This window comes from Enterobacter sp. 342, from assembly GCF_036663495.1.
In the GTDB taxonomy this organism is placed as follows: domain Bacteria; phylum Pseudomonadota; class Gammaproteobacteria; order Enterobacterales; family Enterobacteriaceae; genus Enterobacter.
Genome location: NZ_JAWUEI010000004.1, coordinates 175,126 through 193,322 on the forward strand (window position 1 = coordinate 175,126; position 18,197 = coordinate 193,322).

Genomic DNA, 18,197 nt, shown 5'->3' on the forward strand with positions numbered 1-18,197 from the left:
AATCTTAACACAGCCAGGACGAGGCACAAGCCTGATAGTCACGACAGGTGATCACATTCAGACCGATAAATCATGCGCAACATTATGATGCTCACCCTCTGCTGCTAAGCCAGGAGAGAATGTGACTTTGTAGCCGCGTTTTGGTTTTGCGATGTGCAGGGTATCCCCCGATGTCAGATTGTGAAAAGTGAAATAAAGAGGGGGCTGGTGGTCTGCTTAAGTGCAATTCATTTTCCTCTTATCCTGAGCTTTGTTACAGTGACAATAGCTGTCAGCCGGGGATGTCAGGCGTGATAAGGTGGAAAAGCTCGTGCATATAAAAAATACTTTCTACACAACAACCATTACCGTCATCATTGTCTCATTGATCATCTCGCTGTCGCTTGCTGTCCAAATTACCACATCCAGACAGCAGTCAATCCAGCAAATAAATACCAGTGTTGCCAACCTGAGCCATACCCTTGATGTGTATACTGAGGGGATCATGCGCCAAAGTGAAATGCTGATTACGACTGTTTCCGACATAATCGAAATTTATGGCATGAACCCACAACAGGCGACCAATATCCAGCGGATGATAAGTAACCAGGATAATCTCCTTACCCAGATTAATAATGTGGTTGTGTACGATGCCCGGGGCGAACTCTTTACCGCATTGCACGAAACTTTTTCTGGCCCCCGGAAAGGAGCGGACAGGGCTTTTTTTATCTACCACAAGAATAATAAGAGTCAGCAGATTTTTATTGGTGAGCCTGTGGTAAGCAGAACTAATGGTAAATGGGTTATCACCATTAGCCGACGTCTTGAAACCCATACCGGCGCGTTTAATGGTGTCGTCGTTGTGACACTGGGCATCGAAAATTTTCTGGCACTCTACGGGCAGATTAATATTGGTCATTCTGGCGTCATTGGCTTAACGACACCGTCAGGCGTCTTGCTGGTCCGTTATCCCTTTAAAAATAACTATATTGGCGCGATTGTCTCTGATTCGCCTCTCTTCAGAAAATATCTCAAGGTACAAAATACCGGGATCGCCAGTTCTATTTCCCGGTTTGATAAAATCGAACGCATTTATGCCTATGAGAAAAACACACGTTACGGACTGGTCACCACGGTGGCCGTCAGCACCGATGAGGCTCTCTTTCCCTGGCGCAAGCAGGCTATCCAGCTTGCCATACTCATTTTCGTTTTTACCGTAATACTCATTGTGGCGTCTTATTTCCTGTATTCGGACTTATCACGAAAAACCAGAGATAACAAAGAGCTGAAGATTATTGCCTCTGAGGATGCGCTGACAGGGCTTTTCAACCGCCGCAGTTTTGATGAAAAGATACTCTCGGAAATTGCGGGTTGCGTGGCACGCGGTGCGCCGATTTCGGTGCTGATTGTGGATGTGGATTACTTCAAAAAATACAATGATAACTACGGCCATCCTGAAGGGGATCGGTGCCTGACTCAACTGGGGGACAGTCTCAGGAAAAGTCTCACTCGTGATAACCAGATTGTGGCCAGGTATGGCGGGGAGGAGTTTGCGCTGATATTACCTGATGCGGATATCCAGGAGGCGCGGCGCATTGCTCAGACGATTATTCGCAATGTCTTCTCTTTGCAAATTGAACATGCTTTTAGTCCTTTTGGGCGGGTAACGGTAAGCGTAGGGGTCTCCACTGCACGTGCTGTAGAAATAGCCGGTAGCCAGCAGAATATTATCATTGCCGCAGACCAGGCACTCTATCAGGCAAAACGCGGCGGCCGTAACCAGTACGCTTTTGTTGGGGTATGACCAGAAAAAAAAGCCCACTCAAGAGTGGGCAAGAAATACTGGAAGCAATGTGAGCAATGTCGTACTGAATACTTGAGTTTTTTACTCAACTACTCAGTGTTGAGAAAGATAATCTTTCTCAACAAAAGATTCAACCCCACAGTTTATGTGGAGCGCTCTTTTTTGTTGATGAATAAATAGACGCTCTCTCACTGTGATGCCTATCACAAATTTTCTTTCTCTGATCCTGTGCTATTCTTTTTTGTGTCGTTGATTTAATGACAAAAACCATACAGAGAGGAAAGTTATGGGTATTTTATCCTGGATTATCTTTGGGCTTATTGCTGGTATTCTGGCTAAGTGGATCATGCCGGGCAAAGATGGCGGTGGGTTTATTGTTACCGTAATACTGGGGATTGTCGGCGCGGTCGTCGGCGGCTGGATCAGTACACTGTTCGGTTTTGGCAAGGTCGATGGCTTTAACTTCGGCAGTTTCGTCGTTGCTGTGATTGGTGCGCTGGTTGTTCTGTTTGCCTACAGAAAAATCAAAAGCTAAATCTGAACGCGTTAAAAAAGGCTGCCAGAGGGCAGCCTTTTTACGTAGCGGGTTTACCACCAGCCGAGTTGTGTCCCGGCAAAAGCAGTAATGGCAACGATCAACATAATGAGGGTCGTTTTTCTCATTTATGCCCCTGGAGCTGCGTAACCACCGACAAAAAACCACGCCAGAAAAACCACCGCCGTTATAAAAATAACGACCGGGAAGAGGATCCCTATTCTCATATCATCACCTGTTTCGGTTTCTGTAATGCCGTAGAGTGTACGGTGTTAATCCTTAGTGAGAAAGCGTGTTTTGCTTTTTCCTTTCTTATCCTGATACATCGCGATATCAGCTGCGTGTAACGCACTGTCCGGATCGGCTACATCAGGGTCCACTTCGATAACACCAATGCTGGCTCCCGGGTAAATGATATGAACACTGCTGCCCAGCCAGTATTCACCCGCAATGCAGGCATTGAGGCGTGTTTTTAACTGGTTTATCTGCGTGTTATCCTCTTCATTGTCGGTTTTGCTCAGAGAAGCCACCAGAAACTCATCACCGCCCAACCGGCCAATAATATCGTCCTGCTGTTTTTCTTCCGTCAAACGCTTGCCCACTTCCACCAGAAACTGGTCGCCAGCTTCATGACCATAACGATCGTTAATCAATTTGAAATCATTCAGGTCGATAAACGCGATGATGGCATTACGTTTAAGGTGTCGTGCCAGAGAAAACAGGGTCGTCAGATCCTCAAAAATGGCCCGACGGTTGGGTAAACGGGTAAGGGCATCGGTATAAGAGTGCGCGATGAGCGCAGCATTGGCTTCCCGAAGTTGGGTCACCAGAGACTCTTTCTGAATGTACTGGGCAATCAACCCGGCAAACAATTTCAGAACCTGTTCACCACGTTCGCTGAGTGGTTTCTTTGCCGTGCTGGTGGCACAGAGCGTACCGTAAAGTGAACCATCAGCAAGATGAACAGGAATACTCATGTAGGTGGTAATGCCGAGTGCTTTCGCAGCGTCGCAATCAGGCCAACGCTCAGGAACGTCGTTGCTGAATAGCGTGTTGCTATCCAGTGCGCGCTTACACAGTGTTTCATCCCATGGAACACTCAGCCCCTCCGGGATCTCCATCTGCTTGCTGTTGCGGGCATAGAGAATATGCTGCAGTCGTGCTTTGATATCGACCTTCGTCAGGTAAGTCGATTCCATATCGGTCACAATCTCCAGCATCTCCAGCAGCTGACGAACGAGACTTTCAAGGGATTGTTCAGTGGCGAGGGTTTCTGAAACACGGGCAAGGATGATATCCGACATGACGTAGAATAACTCCCATGCAGAAGACGTCTGCATCTGCATGTTATGCTGAATTTTTAGACTTCTGGCATAGTAAAACATGAATATAGAAAATTTAATATATGCAGCAGGAGGGGCGCAGGTGAAAAAAAGCCCCGTTGTTGAGACCGGGGCAAAGACATCTTGATTACGGAATGATGTTCTCTGGTCATGTTGAGAACACGTCACACTATAGCGTTGAAAAGTGCAGTTAAAATGGAGAAACCATGGAGAAAGCGCGAGTGACCCGTTACCCTTACACTATTGATGATGTTAAAAGGATCAATAAGATGAGATTTCTGCTTCTGGCGCTGGCACTTCCCCTGGCCGCCTGCACCACCAAAACACCACCACCTGATGCCCCGAAACCGCCCCACGTTGTCGGTATGGCGAACCCGGCCTCCGTTTATTGTCTGGAGAAAGGCGGGGAACAGATCCCGGTTCAAAGCCCACAAGGTGTCCGCACAGAGTGCAAGTTACCGGGTGGCGAAGTGATCGACGAATGGACGCTTTATCGCCGTGATCACCCGCAACCCACCAGGTGACAATGACATATTGACTGCGATACACTTCTCTTTAGGATTATTCTTAGCCAGTTTCTGGCCACCTTTACCGTGAGAGAAGTATGTTTCAGCTTAAACCGGGCAGCATGGCGATGATCATCGGTGCCCGCACAGCCTCTGGCCGTCGCAATATTGGTAAATCCGTTGAATTATTTGGTCTTTGCCAGCCCGGCTTGCGTTTCGTTAACCCGGTCAATGGCGTTATGACGGAGTTGCCCGCGACGGCGGATCGCGCGCTATGGCTGGTAACGGGAGATGTCTACGCCTTTGACAATCAGCACGGCTTTGCGTTTGTTCGCCCTGAACACCTGATGCCGCTTACCCCGGATGAAGCACCACAAACCCTTGATGAGCTGATGATCGGCTGATTACAGATGGCGCAGCCAGTCGGCTAATACCAGGGCATGATTTTGTGTCTTGTCTTTTGCGCCGTAGAGCAGGGTGACGGTCTGCTTTTTTGCCTGCGCCGCCAGGCGCATCCCTTCGTCCTGATGTTGCGCCAGCTCTTCACGATAGGCCTGACTGAAGGCATCGAAATCAATGGTTTCGCCGTGAAAGGCCTTGCGTAATTCATTTGATGGCGTGAGCGTTTTACACCATTCATCGTACGCGAGGTCCGTTTTTTTAACCCCGCGCGGCCAGAGCCTGTCCACCAGAACCCGATAGCCATCGTCCGGGCTTGCCTGCTCATAGACCCGTTTGCATTGAATCATATTTCCACCCTCCTAATTTAAGGTATTGTGATAATTGCAGAAGATCGGTAGTCTGAGGTTCCTTATGTTATCTGATAATTCCCTGGCATAAGGAACCTTTCATGGAACACCTCCCGGTAAAAACGACGCTGCGCATTGCGCTGGTTGGCGATTACAATCCTAATGTTATTGCACATCAGGCGATTCCGCTGGCCATTGACGACGCCGCCGCAGTCCTTGACCTCACCGCCGATTACGACTGGCTTGCCACGACCGATTTAACCAGTCCTGAAGATCTGGTGGGCTACGATGCCATCTGGCTGGTTCCTGCAAGCCCTTATAAAAACACGGAAGCTGCCTTTATCGCTGCACGCTACGCCCGTGAAAACAGCATTCCGTTCCTCGGTACCTGCGGTGGGTTCCAGCATGCGTTGATTGAGTATGCCCGTAACGTATTGGGCTGGAGCGATGCGGCCCATGCCGAAACGGATACCGAAGGCACCATGGTGATTGCACCTTTGGCCTGTTCGCTGGTGGAAAAAACCGATGCAATTGAGTTGCGTAATAATACGCTGATCGCGAAAGCCTATGGTAAGCCAGAAATTGAAGAGGGCTATCATTGTAACTATGGCGTATCGCCGGCGTTTGCACAGGCGCTTGAAAACGGTGATATGCGCGTTACTGGCTGGGATGAGCAGGGTGAGATCCGCGCTGCAGAGTTGGTTACCCACCCATTCTTTGTGATCACCTTATTCCAGCATGAGCGTGCGGCACTGGAAGGTCGCCCGGTGGTACTGGTACAGGCGATGCTGCGCGCGGCGCGCGGCTAAAAAAGCAGGCCCAACGGCCTGCCACAATGTTTAACGAGGCGTGATCTCCCGGTCACGCCCGGCGAGCATACCGCAGATGGCCATGACCACCGCAGCCAACGCACAGCCCAGAAGCGGGATGCGCCAGTCTCCCGCAGTATCGTGAATTTTTCCCATCAACGGTGGACCGCAGGCCGCGAGCAGATAGCCAATTGACTGCGCCATACCGGATAACGCCGCCGCCTGGTGTGCAGAGCTGGCGCGCAGGCCGATGAACGTCAGGCCGAGGATCATCGTTGCGCCGGTGCCAAAGCCGAACACCAGTGTCCACAGGACTGCCATATCAGGTACAAACCACAATCCTGCCGCGCTGACTGCACACATCAGGGCCACAACCCCGGCGATTATCCGCTGATCCTTCAGACGATGGAGGATCAGCGGCACAGCAAGACCCGGTACGGCAGTGGCGAGTTGTAACAGACCATGCACCGAGCCGGCCTGTGCTTCGCTGTATCCGTGGCTGAGTAATATAGCCGGCAGCCAGCCGATGATAACGTAGTAAATCAGTGAGTTAATTCCCAGAAAGAGCGTCACCTGCCAGGCGAGGGCAGATCGCCAGATCGCGCGATTATGCAACGCGCCAGCGCCCGTTACCGTCGCGATGTGTTTTTGACGCCACTGTGGCAGCCAGAGCAGCAACGCGATCAGCGGAAACACCATCAGCATCAGCAGTGCGCCATGCCAGCCAGCGTCACCTTGTGCCAGAGGAACAATCAGCGCAGAGCCTAACGCCGCAGAGACCCCCATCGTCAGGGAATAGGCCCCGGTGAGACGGGCTACCTGACCTGGAAAATCACGTTTAATTAATCCCGGCAGCAGAACATTCCCCAGCGCAATACCGCAGCCAATCACCGCCGTACCCATGAAAAGTAACGTTGCGGAGGGCAGGGAACGAACCGCAATCCCGGCGCAAATCAGCAGCAGGGCGATAAACAGGCTGCGCTCCATGCCGATACGCCGGGCGACACCTGCGGCAAGCGGGGAGACAAGCGCAAAAGCCAGCAGAGGCAGGGTGGTCAGCAGACCGGTTTGTGCCGTGCTTAAGCCATAATCAAGGCGAATAGCGTCGAGCAACGGGGCTGCGCCGGTGAAGGTAACGCGCAGTGTAGTGGCAATCATCAGGATGCCTGCGATCAACAGCGCGCTTTGTTTTCCAGAGATGCGAATAGCAGTTGTCATTGTGTTCTCATACGTTCAAACGAGGGCACACAATACTGATTTTCTCAGTGGTTGAAATCAGGCTAAAATGACAGTTTATCGCTAATATCGGACAACATGATGATTGGTCTGGGACTGGAGGGCTACGATCCTGATAGCCAGCACGATGCGGCCGTCGCGTTCCGCATTCGCGTGGTGGCGGAGGAACAATATATTCCATTGCATCATCACCGTAAGGGGCAGCTGATTCTGGCCCTTGGTGGTGCTATCACCTGCGAAGTGGAAAATGCCATGCTGATGGTACCGCCTCAGTATGCTGTCTGGATCCCTGGCCAGATGCCGCACAGTAACAGGGCCACACCGGGAGCACAGCTCTGTTTTTTATTCATTGAACCGGGTGCTGCCAGTTTACCCGATCGCTGCTGCACCCTGAAAATCTCCCCCCTGGTACGGGAACTGATTTTATCTCTGGCAGAGAAATCGCGTGAGCAGCTTTATCTTGCGGCCACATCGCGCCTGGTGGATGTCCTGTTTGATGAACTGCCGTTGCAGCGTCAGGAGCATTTGCAGTTACCCGTTTCACCTCACCCCAAAATCCGGCTGATGAGTGAAAAGATGGCGGAAGAGCCTGCCGCCTGGCAGACGCTGGCACAGTGGGCGAGCCACTTTGCCATGAGCGAACGCAACCTGGCGCGACTGGTGGTAAAAGAAACGGGTTTAAGCTTTCGCCGCTGGCGTCATCAGCTGCAGTTAATTGTGGCGTTACAGCATTTGATTAGCGGTAAGTCGGTACAGCAGGTGGCACAGACACTGGGTTATGACTCTACCACCGCGTTTATCACCATGTTCAGGAAGGGGCTTGGCCAGACACCGGCGCGTTATATGGCTAACCTGACTACGACTTCCCAATAAACAGTGAGACCAACCCCGCTGCAATCAGCGGGCCCACTGGCACGCCGCGAAACAGCGCTACACCCAGCACGGTTCCCACCAGCAGACCCGCCACCAGCGAGGGTTGACTGCTCATCAGCGTGACGCCACGACCACCCAACCACGAGACAAAAATGCCGACCGCAATCGCCACCAGCGATTTCCAGTTTACAAACGAGTGCAGCAGCGTCGATGCAGGCAGCGTACCGCTGGCGATGGGAGCCATGACCCCAATGGTGAGTATGATTATCCCGATAGTGAGGCCTTGTTTTTCTATCCACGGGAAAAAGGTGTTTAACGGTGTCACGCGCACGATGATAAGCACCAGAATCGAGATGGCGACGGTGGTGTTATGACTGATAAAACCGAGCGCGGCGAGTGCCAGAAGAATGAGCAGAGTAGGGTCAAACATAGGGAATCCTTGCCAAAAAAATCATCCTGCTTACTTTACGCGGAAAAATGGCGGAGGACAGTTTTTAAAAGATCTTATCACTGTCATAACCCTGTCATTTACAGGGACTAAAACGAGGTCAGATATCACAAAAGGATCGCCATCATGAACGATCACATGTTTGTTGAGACACTCATTATCTCCTCATCGTTTTTCGCTGTTGCCATTATTCTCGTCGCTTCTGTTCTGTTTCTGGAAAGAAAAGGCTGACAGGATCGCCAGCCTTTGTGATTAGGCTTTATGGAACGTCACAAGCTCAGGACGAGCAATACGCAGGTAATCCTGGGTATCCATAATCACTGATTTTTCCAGCAGACCGGCGTTGAACGCGATTTCGTCAAAACGCTCGAACAGCAGCGGGTCGGCAACCAGCGTCAGATCGGGATGGAAACTGAAAGGTGGGATAGCGCCAAAAACGCAGGCGGTCAGAGTATCAACTTCGGCCGGGCTGGCGAGAGACGCTTTTAATCCGCCAAAATGGCTGGCAAGCTGGCTCAGGTCGGCCTGCAGATCGGCGGCCAGGATCGCCAGAACGTGTTTTTTTACACCGTTTCCCTTCACTTTGCAGACCAGAGCTTTAGCGCCTTGCCTGAGATCGGTCCCGCGAATTTCACTTACCGCCTCGCATTTCCCCACCGCCTCGTGCTCCATGACACGAAACCGTGCACCCTGCTCGGTGAGTAAATTAATCAGCTGCTGGTGAGTCCCTGTCCCAATAACGTCGTCAGACATAACGATTTTCCCGGTGATAATTCAGTATGCAGTTTTCTACATTAGCACGGGATGAACGGGGTCGAAAGAATACAGCCAGCGAATTCGCTGGCTGTAGGGTCAGGCATTGCTGGTTGCAGATTGCTTGTGGAACAGCTCCCTGAACACCGGATAGATGTCATCCTGGTCACGGATATGCTGCATGGCAAAGTTATCGAACATAGATTGCAGATGTTCATATTCCCGCCACAGGGTCTGGTGTGCACGACGGGTTATTTCGATATAGCTGTAGTAACGCACGACGGGCAGAATTTTCTTCGCCAGAATTTCATGACACAGCGGTGAGTCATCTGCCCAGTTATCGCCATCCGAGGCCTGCGCGGCATAAATGTTCCACTGCGCCGGGTCGTAACGCTCTTTAACCACTTCATCCATCAGCTTCAGTGCGCTTGATACAATGGTTCCCCCGGTCTCCTGGGAGTAAAAGAACTCATGTTCATCCACCTCTTTGGCCTGTGTGTGGTGGCGAATATAGACCACTTCCACGTTCTTATAGGTTCTGCTCAGGAACAGGTAGAGCAGAATATAAAAACGCTTCGCCATATCTTTGGTGGCCTGGTCCATTGAACCGGAGACGTCCATAAGACAGAACATCACCGCCTGGCTGGATGGCTCCGGACGTTTTTCGTAGTTCTTGTAGCGTAGGTCGAAGGTATCGATAAACGGCACCCGATCGATCTTCGCTCTCAACTCGGCAATCTCTTTACGCAGGCGCTCCTCTTCCAGCAGTTGCGCCGGTTCCGTGTTTTCCACGACTTTCAGGTTGCTCTCGAGTTCGCGCAGTTCGCGACGTTTACCTGCCGTCATGGCCGTGCGTCGCGCCAGCGAATTCTGCAATGAACGCACGACGCTGATATTGGCGGGTACGCCATTGGCGGTATAGCCAGCACGATGGGTTTTATACTCGTTAAGCTGACGATGCTGATTTTTTCTCAGATTCGGCAGCGCCAGATCTTCAAACAGCAGGTCGAGATATTCATCTTTCGAAATCTGGAAGACAAACTCATCCTGACCTTCACCATCCTGGCTGGCCTGTCCCTGACCGCTTCCTGAACCACCACCGCCGCCCTGAGGACGCTCAATTCTGTCGTTCTGAACGAAGTGGTCATTACCTGGGTGTACGCGATGGCGCAGTCCGCCACGCCCCTGATGAAACATCGGTTCGCTGATGTCATCGGTGGGGATGGAGACAGATTCGCCGCTGTCGACGTCGGTCACCGAGCGTTTGTTGATGGCCTCGGAGATAGACTGTTTAATTTGCGCTTTATAACGGCGCAAGAAGCGCTGGCGGTTCACCGTGCTCTTGTTTTTGCCGTTAAGACGCCGGTCAATAAACCAGGTCATATACCCCCCGTACTGCATTTGCCAACTTGCATTTTGTAGGCCCGGTAAACGCGAGTGCTTACCGGGCACTTGTTTTAAGACGATTTACGCACACGCAGATACCATTCGCAGAGCAGGCGAACCTGCTTGCGGGTGTAGCCTTTTTCCATCATACGGTCGACAAAGTCGTCGTGCTTTTTCTGCTCATCGGTTGAGGTTTTGGCGTTAAACGAAATAACCGGCAACAGCTCTTCGGTATTGGAGAACATTTTCTTCTCAATAACCGTGCGCAGTTTTTCGTAGCTGGTCCAGTTCGGGTTACGTCCGCTGTTATGCGCTCTGGCGCGCAGCACAAAGTTCACAATCTCGTTGCGGAAGTCTTTCGGGTTGCTGATCCCGGCAGGCTTCTCGATTTTTTCCAGCTCTGCGTTCAGGGATTCACGGTCAAACAACTGGCCGGTATCCGGGTCGCGGTACTCCTGATCCTGGATCCAGAAGTCAGCATAGGTGACATAACGGTCGAAAATGTTCTGCCCGTATTCTGAATAGGATTCCAGGTAGGCCGTCTGGATCTCTTTGCCAATGAACTCGGCGTATTTCGGGATCAGGTAGCCTTTCAGGAACTCAAGATAGCGTTCAGCCTGTTCCTGCGGGAACTGCTCACGTTCGATTTGCTGTTCCAGCACATAGAACAGATGAACCGGGTTGGCGGCCACTTCCGCATGATCGAAGTTAAAGACGCGGGAGAGGATCTTAAACGCAAAACGCGTAGACAGACCGTTCATCCCCTCGTCAACCCCGGCGTAGTCACGGTATTCCTGATACGACTTCGCTTTCGGGTCTGTATCTTTCAGGCTTTCACCATCGTAAACGCGCATTTTCGAGTAGATGCTGGAGTTTTCCGGCTCTTTCAGGCGCGACAGGATAGAGAAGCGTGAGAGGGTCTCCAGAGTACCGGGCGCGCAAGGGGCATGTACCAGCTCACTGTGGTTAAGCAGTTTCTCGTAAATTTTGATCTCTTCAGAGATCCGCAGGCAATAAGGCACTTTGACGATATAAACACGGTCAAGGAACGCCTCATTATTTTTGTTGTTACGGAAGGTCACCCATTCTGATTCGTTTGAGTGCGCCAGAATGATGCCGTTAAACGGCAGGGCCGAGATACCTTCGGTCCCGTTGTAGTTACCTTCCTGGGTGGCCGTCAGCAGAGGATGCAGCACTTTAATCGGTGCTTTAAACATCTCTACGAATTCCATGATCCCCTGGTTTGACCGGCACAGCGCGCCAGAATAGCCATAGGCATCCGGGTCGTTTTGCGCGAAGTTTTCCAGCTTACGAATATCGACTTTCCCCACCAGGGCTGAGATGTCCTGGTTGTTCTCATCACCAGGTTCTGTTTTGGCGATAGCAATCTGTTCCAGAATGGATGGCCACACTTTCACTACGCGGAATTTGGTGATGTCACCACCAAACTCATGCAGACGTTTTGCCGCCCACGGCGACATAATGGTGCCAAGATAACGACGCGGGATGCCAAATTCTTTATCCAGAATTTGCGCATCTTCCTGCGGGTTAAACAGACACAGCGGATGGTCGTTTACCGGGCTACGTTCTCCATTCGCACTCAGCACATAAATAGGGACGCGCTGCATCAGTGATTTCAGGCGTTCAGCCAGAGATGATTTACCGCCCCCAACCGGACCCAGTAAATAGAGGATCTGTTTCTTCTCTTCCAGACCCTGGGCGGCATGCTTCAGATACGAGACAATCTGTTCGATGGCATCTTCCATACCATAGAACTCTTCAAACGCCGGATATCGGGCGACCACCCGATTCGAAAAGAGACGGGAAAGCCGGGGTTCCAGGGCAGTATCAACCATGTTTGGCTCACCAATAGCCATTAATAGCCGTTCTGCCGCATTGGCATAGGCACTGCGATCTTGCCGACAGATGGTAAGAAACTCCTGCAGTGTGAACTCTTCGTCCTTGGCAGCTTCATAGCGCTGGCGATAGTGATCGAATATATTCATGGCATGCCGTCCTTTCGTTTTTTAGCACAGGATAAGAGCCGTTCGTATGAGTAGTGGAGGCTCCCGGAAGAGAATCTCTCGCACCTCACTGCCAGAGCAGCAACCTGTGTGCCAGGTCAGACGCTAAGAACCGCAGGGTGTTCAGGAAAACTCTTCTTAAATTAAAGCGTAGATGGCATTTGCAAAACTTGCATGCCGATAAAATCTAATTTCAATGACATATCAATAACTCATCCAAAAATTTCCATTGCCGATATAAGTCATAAGGGCATTTTTCACCTGGTGGTCATATAAATGAAAACGACCTGTCATCTGAAAAATGAAAAATAACGGGTTAATCAAACTGATTAGCAGGCAAAAAATTTGGGGAAGTACGGGTCTGGCGGTTACACTTCTCCCGCTGATTATTTGACTACAGGAAAGAATGGATTGTGACCAAACTCAAACTTCTGGCATTAGGCGTACTCGCCGCAACCGCAGTTAGCACCGCACAAGCGGAAAGTCAGTGGACGGTTGGGGCTGGCGTTGGCGTCATTAACAGCCCGTACAAACAGTATGACCGTGACCTTTACCCTGTTCCGGTTGTCACCTATGAAGGCGATAACTTCTGGTTCCGCGGTCTGGGCGGCGGCTATTATCTGTGGAACGATACGACCGATAAGCTTTCCATTATGGCCTACTACGATCCAACGCACTTCAAACCAGGTGACAGCGACAGCCACGCTCTGCGTCAGCTCGACAAGCGTAAGAGCACCATGATGGCGGGTCTCTCGTATGTGCATAACACCGAATATGGTTTCCTGCGTACCGCGCTGGCGGGAGATACACTGGATAACAGCAACGGTTTTATCTGGGATCTGGCGTGGCTTTATCGCTACACCAACGGTGCGCTGACCCTGACGCCAGGTATTGGTGTGCAGTACAACAGTGAGAACTACAACGACTACTACTATGGCGTCTCTAAAAATGAGTCCCGTCGTAGCGGTCTGAAGAGCTACAGCGCAGATGATGGTTGGGATCCGTACCTGGAGCTGACCGCGAGCTACAACTTCCTCGGTGACTGGAACGTATACGGTACGGGTCGTTACGAGCGTCTGAGCGACGAAGTGAAAGATAGTCCGATGGTCGACAAGTCCTGGGCGGGCATTTTCTCTGTTGGTGTGACCTACAAGTTCTGATTGTGCATTAATGCGGTGCAGTTAGTGCATCAAAACGGGGCGCTTGCGCCCCGTTTGCTTTATGGTGGTGCAACCGGATTAACGCTTAACAATGCGAATGGTTTGCCCTAAACGAGATGGTTTTTCTTCGCTGGCTTTCTGTGGCGTCGTCACGCAAGCCGTTTCGACGCAGACGAACGTTTTGTAACCGTCGTCAGGTACGTCTGCCATGCTAACAGAAAGTGCCGGACCTGGGTTCCAGCCCACCACGTCGCTGTGATGGTGGTGAACAACTTCAATCCCACGATTCAGCGCGCTGTCGTGGATCACGCTGCAGGCTTCCGGGTGCTGATATACGCGGTCGGTACGGTCAGGGAACGTTTGTACCCCGTCACTGAGCTTGCCTTCTTTGGCGTTGTCCACTTTGTCGATAAAGGTATCGCCAAGGCCACTTACTTTAACGGCGTTGATATCACCTACATTGAAATAGGTATGCAGGGCAGACGTGGTTTCAAACTCGCCGTGGGCTTCCAGTTCAATTTCACAGGTTTTAGCCAGCTTAAAGCGGGCGTACAGGGTGAAATCGTGCGGCCAGAGGGCACGGGTTTCATCGTTAGCCTGCAGCTCAAAGGTCAGTACTGCGCCGTTGTCATCTTCATTATGCGCTTTCAGCGTCCACTGCTGGTTACGGGCAAAACCGTGAGAAGGCAAACCCGGTTGCGCGGATGGGCCGAACCACGGCCAGCAGATCGGTACGCCACCGCGGATCGCGGTCCCTTTTTTGAAAGAGGTTGCATCGCTCAGCCACAAACCTTCAACTTCTCCTTCTGGTTTCCAGGAGAGGAGGTGGGCACCGTTCAGCGCAACGGAGGCTTTTACCCGCGGATGGTCAACGACGATAACATCAGCACCGTCGATCTGACGGCGGGAGAGCACAGGGGTAAGTTGTTCGACTACCGGAAGTGCAAAAATTTTATTAATCATTACGCAATCCTCTGTCTTTAAAGCAATAAAAAAGGCGACCGAAGTCGCCTTTTTGGATCAAGCACTCATCTCAACTTATTTGGAGATGTGAGCGATCAGGTCCAGTACTTTGTTAGAGTAGCCGGTTTCGTTGTCGTACCAGGATACCAGTTTAACGAAGTTGTCGTTCAGTGCGATACCAGCTTTAGCATCGAACACAGAAGTGCACACTTCGCCGTTGAAATCGGTAGATACAACGTCGTCTTCGGTGTAGCCCAGAACGCCTTTCATTGCGCCTTCGGAAGCAGCTTTGATTGCTTTCTTAATTTCTTCATAAGAAGCAGCTTTTTCCAGACGAACGGTCAGGTCAACTACGGAAACGTTAGGAGTAGGAACGCGGAACGCCATACCAGTCAGTTTACCGTTCAGCTCTGGCAGTACAACGCCTACAGCTTTAGCAGCACCGGTAGAAGATGGGATGATGTTCTGAGCCGCGCCACGGCCGCCGCGCCAGTCTTTGTGAGACGGGCCATCAACGGTTTTCTGAGTAGCGGTAGTTGCGTGAACGGTGGTCATCAGGCCTTCAACGATACCGAAGTTGTCGTTGATAACTTTAGCCAGTGGAGCCAGGCAGTTGGTGGTGCAGGATGCGTTGGAAACGATGTCCTGGCCAGCATATTTTTCGAAGTTAGCACCACGTACGAACATTGGGGTGTTGTCTTTGGATGGACCAGTCAGAACAACTTTTTTCGCACCAGCGGTGATGTGTTTACGCGCGGTTTCGTCGGTCAGGAAGATACCGGTAGCTTCAGCTACAACGTCAACACCGATTTCGTTCCATTTCAGGTTAGCTGGGTCTTTCTCAGCAGTAACGCGGATGGTTTTGCCGTTAACAACCAGGTGGCCGTCTTTCACTTCAACGGTGCCGTCGAAACGACCGTGAGTTGAGTCGTACTTCAGCATGTACGCCATGTATTCAGCGTCCAGGAGATCGTTGATACCAACGATTTCGATGTCAGAACGTTTCTGAGCAGCACGGAAAACAATACGGCCGATACGGCCAAAACCGTTGATACCTACTTTGATAGTCATATATTCCACCAGCTATTTGTTAGTGAATAAAAGGTTGCCTGTAAAATTACAAAAACCTTACGCAGCGTCAAGCGGAATCGTGTCAATCATTGCGACAAATCAATCCTGTGACTAACGTTTGTGCGACTGACTCGCCTCACTTTCCCTTTGAGCTTGCAACCAAATGGGGGCTGCGCCCGGGATTTTAAAGTCCTCACAGGATAAAAATGTGAACAAGATCACAATTGCCTGACCGCTTTTTCGCGACACATAAGTTTAGAACAAAAGTGCACGCAAGGGTGTTAATGTTTTGTTAGAATCCGGGTTAAAAGATGTCTGTTTCTACAGCGAGATGTAAGCATATGTCGAACCAACGTAACCCTGACGATTTGAAAAAAAACCTCACAGAAATGCAGTTTTACGTGACCCAGAATCACGGAACAGAACCGCCATTCACCGGACGTTTACTGCACAACAAGCGAGACGGGATCTACCATTGTCTGGTCTGCGATGCCCCACTGTTTAATTCCCAAACGAAATTTGATTCCGGCTGCGGCTGGCCGAGTTTTTACGAGCCGGTAAGCGATGACGCAATCCGCTACCTGACCGATTCCTCACACGGCATGGTGCGCATCGAAATTCGTTGTGGAAACTGCGACGCGCACCTTGGTCATGTCTTCCCGGATGGCCCTCAGCCAACAGGTGAACGTTTCTGTGTGAACTCGGCCTCAATGAGCTTCACCGATGACGAAAATGGCGACCAGATCAAAGGTTGAAAAAACGATTCAGCAAATTATTCCTTTGAAAAGGAGAGATCGTGAATATTGATGACATGATTAACGGTATGACGCCGGAGATTTATCAGCGTCTGGTTACCGCCGTAGAACTGGGAAAATGGCCTGATGGCGTCGCACTTACCCCGGATCAAAAAGAGAACAGTTTGCAACTGGTGATGTTGTGGCAGGCGCGCAATAACACGGATGCGCAACACATGACTATCGACACCCAGGGTCAGATGGTGATGAAGAGTAAGCGGGAATTGAAAGAAGACTTTGGGATCACGCCGAAGCCGATTGCGACAATGAAAATGCAATAACGGTGCGGGCCGATGCCTTCACCCAACCCTCTCCCACGGGGAGAGGGCTTGATTGCTTCACTACTTATGTGGGATACCGAGCGACTCCGCCAGCTGTTTCGCTAGCAGGTTTTCGTCGTCAGCCCCGTACTCCCAGAACATCGCCCCGGCGAGACCTTTCTCTTTGATGTAGTCCGCTTTGATCGCAACGGAACGCGGGTTCTCATACGAAATCGCAAACAGCGCCTTGCCATCGGTGCCCTTCACCGAGAGCCACGGCACTTTCGCCTGGTCGTCCCAGTGCTCGGTAAAACGCTTCTGCGGATCGTTCAACAGCTTCTTCACGATATCGTTGTACTTCACGTAGGTATCTTTGGTCAGGTCGTAGCCGAGTGACTTAAATAACCCGATCTCCTGAGCCCCAAAGTACGGCTGAGTGACAGGATTCTTTTGCGCGTCCGGTTTGCTCCAGTCAATACCCGGTTCAACAGAGCGTTTCGGCACGCGGCCATAGAAGCCGATCCCAAGGTTCATTTGCTGTGGCTTTAACCCGGCGGCAAGATAGTTGTTCACCACAAAATCGACGCTGTACTTGTCTGCGGCAGCCACCGTCGGCCAGGCGCTGGAATCATACAGATTGGCGTTGAAGTACTGTGTACCGTACGCCATGTCATAGGTCATCAGGTTGATGTAGTCGAGCAGGGGAGCGATGGCTTTGACATCCACCCAGCTTTTCGGACTTTCCGCATTCGCGCCTACGGCAATGGTAACCAGTTTTTTGTGCCCGAAGGCGTCGCGCATCTCTTTCAGCAGGGCGGTGAAATTATCCCGGTCAGCAGGCGTGCTGGCAACCAGTCCCCATGCGCCGTTGACCGGATACTCCCAGTCGAGATCGATCCCGTCCAGAGCGTATTTTTCGACAATCTCCTGTGCGGAGCGGATGAACACAGCACGACTCTCTTTGGTTGCAGCTGCTCCCGAAAAACCACGCGCCCCCCAGCCGCCAACGGAGAGTAGCACTTTAAGGTTTGGATTTTGTTTTCGCAGGGCAGGGATCAGGGCCAGGTCGGAAGCAACTTTTGGTGATAACCAGATCTGATGCAGTTTCGCCGGATCTTTCAGGGCGGCGTTGGTTTCGTCTTTTTCATCGTTATAGACCAGACCAAACGAGTAGTTGAGGTGGGTGATCTGGCGAACGTCTAGTTTGTTGATATCGCCACCCGGTCCGGCGGTGACATCGCCACCCCCGTTAAAGTAGCCCACGGACATCAGGGAACTGGCGGAGGCAACTGATGCGCAAAGCAAGGGTAATGCTGCCAGCAAGGGCAAACGTTTCATACAAGTTCCTCTTTGACTTAATAAAATTAACCACGCCACGGAAAAGGTGTGGCGAAAAAACAGCCTAAAGAGAATAGCATTGCCGCTTCGCTGAGGATGCGAGGAAGTTCACTTTATGGACGATCGGAGGGGGATTGCCGGGGGCGCTGACACCACCCGGCTAAAA

At 51.3% G+C, this 18,197-nt stretch carries 21 protein-coding genes; 10 read left to right on the top strand and 11 right to left on the bottom strand.

Going from position 1 to position 18,197, the window contains the following annotated elements:
• Positions 1-298 precede the first annotated feature (298 nt).
• Together V6E55_RS05265 and V6E55_RS05270 are read left to right on the top strand one after the other, a co-directional pair.
• Positions 299-1,783: a sensor domain-containing diguanylate cyclase gene (locus V6E55_RS05265; protein WP_410493434.1), complete on the top strand. Its 1,485-nt coding sequence runs from the start codon at positions 299-301 to the stop codon at positions 1,781-1,783.
• 286 nt (positions 1,784-2,069) lie between these two features.
• A complete protein-coding gene (locus V6E55_RS05270) occupies positions 2,070-2,318 on the top strand; it encodes a GlsB/YeaQ/YmgE family stress response membrane protein (protein ID WP_114978136.1) in 249 nt (82 codons plus the stop codon).
• 128 nt (positions 2,319-2,446) lie between these two features.
• On the opposite strand, the gene V6E55_RS05275 is transcribed toward V6E55_RS05270, so the two are convergent.
• Both V6E55_RS05275 and V6E55_RS05280 read right to left on the bottom strand, forming a co-directional pair.
• Entirely contained in the window at positions 2,447-2,545 is a 99-nt protein-coding gene (locus tag V6E55_RS05275; protein ID WP_014883431.1) for a YoaK family small membrane protein, read from the bottom strand.
• A 45-nt stretch (positions 2,546-2,590) separates the two neighbouring features.
• Entirely contained in the window at positions 2,591-3,622 is a 1,032-nt protein-coding gene (locus tag V6E55_RS05280) for a sensor domain-containing diguanylate cyclase (RefSeq protein WP_316942345.1), read from the bottom strand.
• Positions 3,623-3,930: 308 nt separating this feature from the next.
• Between V6E55_RS05280 and V6E55_RS05285 the strand changes: the two genes are divergently transcribed.
• Both V6E55_RS05285 and V6E55_RS05290 read left to right on the top strand, forming a co-directional pair.
• Positions 3,931-4,185 carry a putative hemolysin gene (locus V6E55_RS05285; RefSeq protein ID WP_114978371.1) on the top strand — a complete coding sequence of 85 codons (255 nt, stop codon included), beginning with the start codon at positions 3,931-3,933 and terminating at the stop codon, positions 4,183-4,185.
• 80 nt (positions 4,186-4,265) lie between these two features.
• Positions 4,266-4,571 carry a hypothetical protein gene (locus tag V6E55_RS05290; protein ID WP_114978135.1) on the top strand — a complete coding sequence of 102 codons (306 nt, stop codon included), beginning with the start codon at positions 4,266-4,268 and terminating at the stop codon, positions 4,569-4,571.
• Here V6E55_RS05290 and V6E55_RS05295 read toward each other — a convergent pair whose 3' ends face one another.
• Entirely contained in the window at positions 4,572-4,916 is a 345-nt protein-coding gene (locus V6E55_RS05295; RefSeq protein ID WP_114978134.1) for a DUF488 domain-containing protein, read from the bottom strand. It abuts the gene before it with no gap.
• Between the two features lie 101 nt (positions 4,917-5,017).
• Between V6E55_RS05295 and V6E55_RS05300 the strand changes: the two genes are divergently transcribed.
• The gene (locus V6E55_RS05300; protein ID WP_114978133.1) at positions 5,018-5,725 is read left to right on the top strand and encodes a CTP synthase C-terminal region-related (seleno)protein; all 708 of its coding nucleotides are present in this window, start codon (positions 5,018-5,020) and stop codon (positions 5,723-5,725) included.
• A gap of 30 nt (positions 5,726-5,755) precedes the next feature.
• Here the strand turns inward: V6E55_RS05300 and V6E55_RS05305 are convergent, their stop codons facing one another.
• A complete protein-coding gene (locus tag V6E55_RS05305) occupies positions 5,756-6,943 on the bottom strand; it encodes a CynX/NimT family MFS transporter (RefSeq protein WP_316942322.1) in 1,188 nt (395 codons plus the stop codon).
• A 99-nt stretch (positions 6,944-7,042) separates the two neighbouring features.
• On the opposite strand from V6E55_RS05305, the gene V6E55_RS05310 reads away from it, so the two are divergent.
• Positions 7,043-7,834: an AraC family transcriptional regulator gene (locus V6E55_RS05310; RefSeq protein ID WP_316942346.1), complete on the top strand. Its 792-nt coding sequence runs from the start codon at positions 7,043-7,045 to the stop codon at positions 7,832-7,834.
• Here V6E55_RS05310 and V6E55_RS05315 read toward each other — a convergent pair.
• Entirely contained in the window at positions 7,818-8,264 is a 447-nt protein-coding gene (locus V6E55_RS05315; RefSeq protein ID WP_008500737.1) for a DUF441 domain-containing protein, read from the bottom strand. The genes V6E55_RS05310 and V6E55_RS05315 overlap by 17 nt on opposite strands.
• Positions 8,265-8,408: 144 nt before the next feature.
• Between V6E55_RS05315 and yoaI the strand changes: the two genes are divergently transcribed.
• On the top strand, positions 8,409-8,513 hold the full coding sequence (gene yoaI / locus V6E55_RS05320; RefSeq protein WP_236920553.1) for a small membrane protein YoaI: 105 nt from the start codon (positions 8,409-8,411) through the stop codon (positions 8,511-8,513).
• A gap of 21 nt (positions 8,514-8,534) precedes the next feature.
• Here yoaI and V6E55_RS05325 read toward each other — a convergent pair whose 3' ends face one another.
• The 3 genes from V6E55_RS05325 to yeaG all read right to left on the bottom strand — a co-directional run bounded on the left by V6E55_RS05325 (position 8,535) and on the right by yeaG (position 12,427).
• Positions 8,535-9,035 (bottom strand): YbaK/prolyl-tRNA synthetase associated domain-containing protein, encoded by a 501-nt coding sequence (locus tag V6E55_RS05325; RefSeq protein ID WP_129996073.1) that lies wholly within the window; start codon positions 9,033-9,035, stop codon positions 8,535-8,537.
• Positions 9,036-9,134: 99 nt separating this feature from the next.
• A complete protein-coding gene (locus tag V6E55_RS05330; protein WP_028018994.1) occupies positions 9,135-10,418 on the bottom strand; it encodes a YeaH/YhbH family protein in 1,284 nt (427 codons plus the stop codon).
• A gap of 74 nt (positions 10,419-10,492) precedes the next feature.
• A complete protein-coding gene (yeaG, locus tag V6E55_RS05335) occupies positions 10,493-12,427 on the bottom strand; it encodes a protein kinase YeaG (RefSeq protein ID WP_028018993.1) in 1,935 nt (644 codons plus the stop codon).
• A gap of 431 nt (positions 12,428-12,858) precedes the next feature.
• Between yeaG and V6E55_RS05340 the strand changes: the two genes are divergently transcribed.
• Entirely contained in the window at positions 12,859-13,605 is a 747-nt protein-coding gene (locus tag V6E55_RS05340) for a MipA/OmpV family protein (RefSeq protein ID WP_236920555.1), read from the top strand.
• A gap of 78 nt (positions 13,606-13,683) precedes the next feature.
• On the opposite strand, the gene V6E55_RS05345 is transcribed toward V6E55_RS05340, so the two are convergent.
• Together V6E55_RS05345 and gapA are read right to left on the bottom strand one after the other, a co-directional pair.
• Entirely contained in the window at positions 13,684-14,568 is an 885-nt protein-coding gene (locus V6E55_RS05345) for a D-hexose-6-phosphate mutarotase (protein WP_114978129.1), read from the bottom strand.
• Between the two features lie 75 nt (positions 14,569-14,643).
• On the bottom strand, positions 14,644-15,639 hold the full coding sequence (gene gapA, locus V6E55_RS05350) for a glyceraldehyde-3-phosphate dehydrogenase (protein ID WP_010430074.1): 996 nt from the start codon (positions 15,637-15,639) through the stop codon (positions 14,644-14,646).
• 341 nt (positions 15,640-15,980) lie between these two features.
• On the opposite strand from gapA, the gene msrB reads away from it, so the two are divergent.
• Positions 15,981-16,394 carry a peptide-methionine (R)-S-oxide reductase MsrB gene (gene msrB / locus V6E55_RS05355; protein ID WP_316942323.1) on the top strand — a complete coding sequence of 138 codons (414 nt, stop codon included), beginning with the start codon at positions 15,981-15,983 and terminating at the stop codon, positions 16,392-16,394.
• Between the two features lie 41 nt (positions 16,395-16,435).
• Positions 16,436-16,714, top strand: a complete 279-nt coding sequence (locus V6E55_RS05360; RefSeq protein ID WP_028017183.1) for a YeaC family protein — start codon at positions 16,436-16,438, stop codon at positions 16,712-16,714.
• A gap of 60 nt (positions 16,715-16,774) precedes the next feature.
• Here V6E55_RS05360 and V6E55_RS05365 read toward each other — a convergent pair whose 3' ends face one another.
• Positions 16,775-18,031 carry a glycoside hydrolase family 18 protein gene (locus V6E55_RS05365; protein ID WP_316942324.1) on the bottom strand — a complete coding sequence of 419 codons (1,257 nt, stop codon included), beginning with the start codon at positions 18,029-18,031 and terminating at the stop codon, positions 16,775-16,777.
• Between the last annotated feature and the right edge of the window lie 166 nt (positions 18,032-18,197).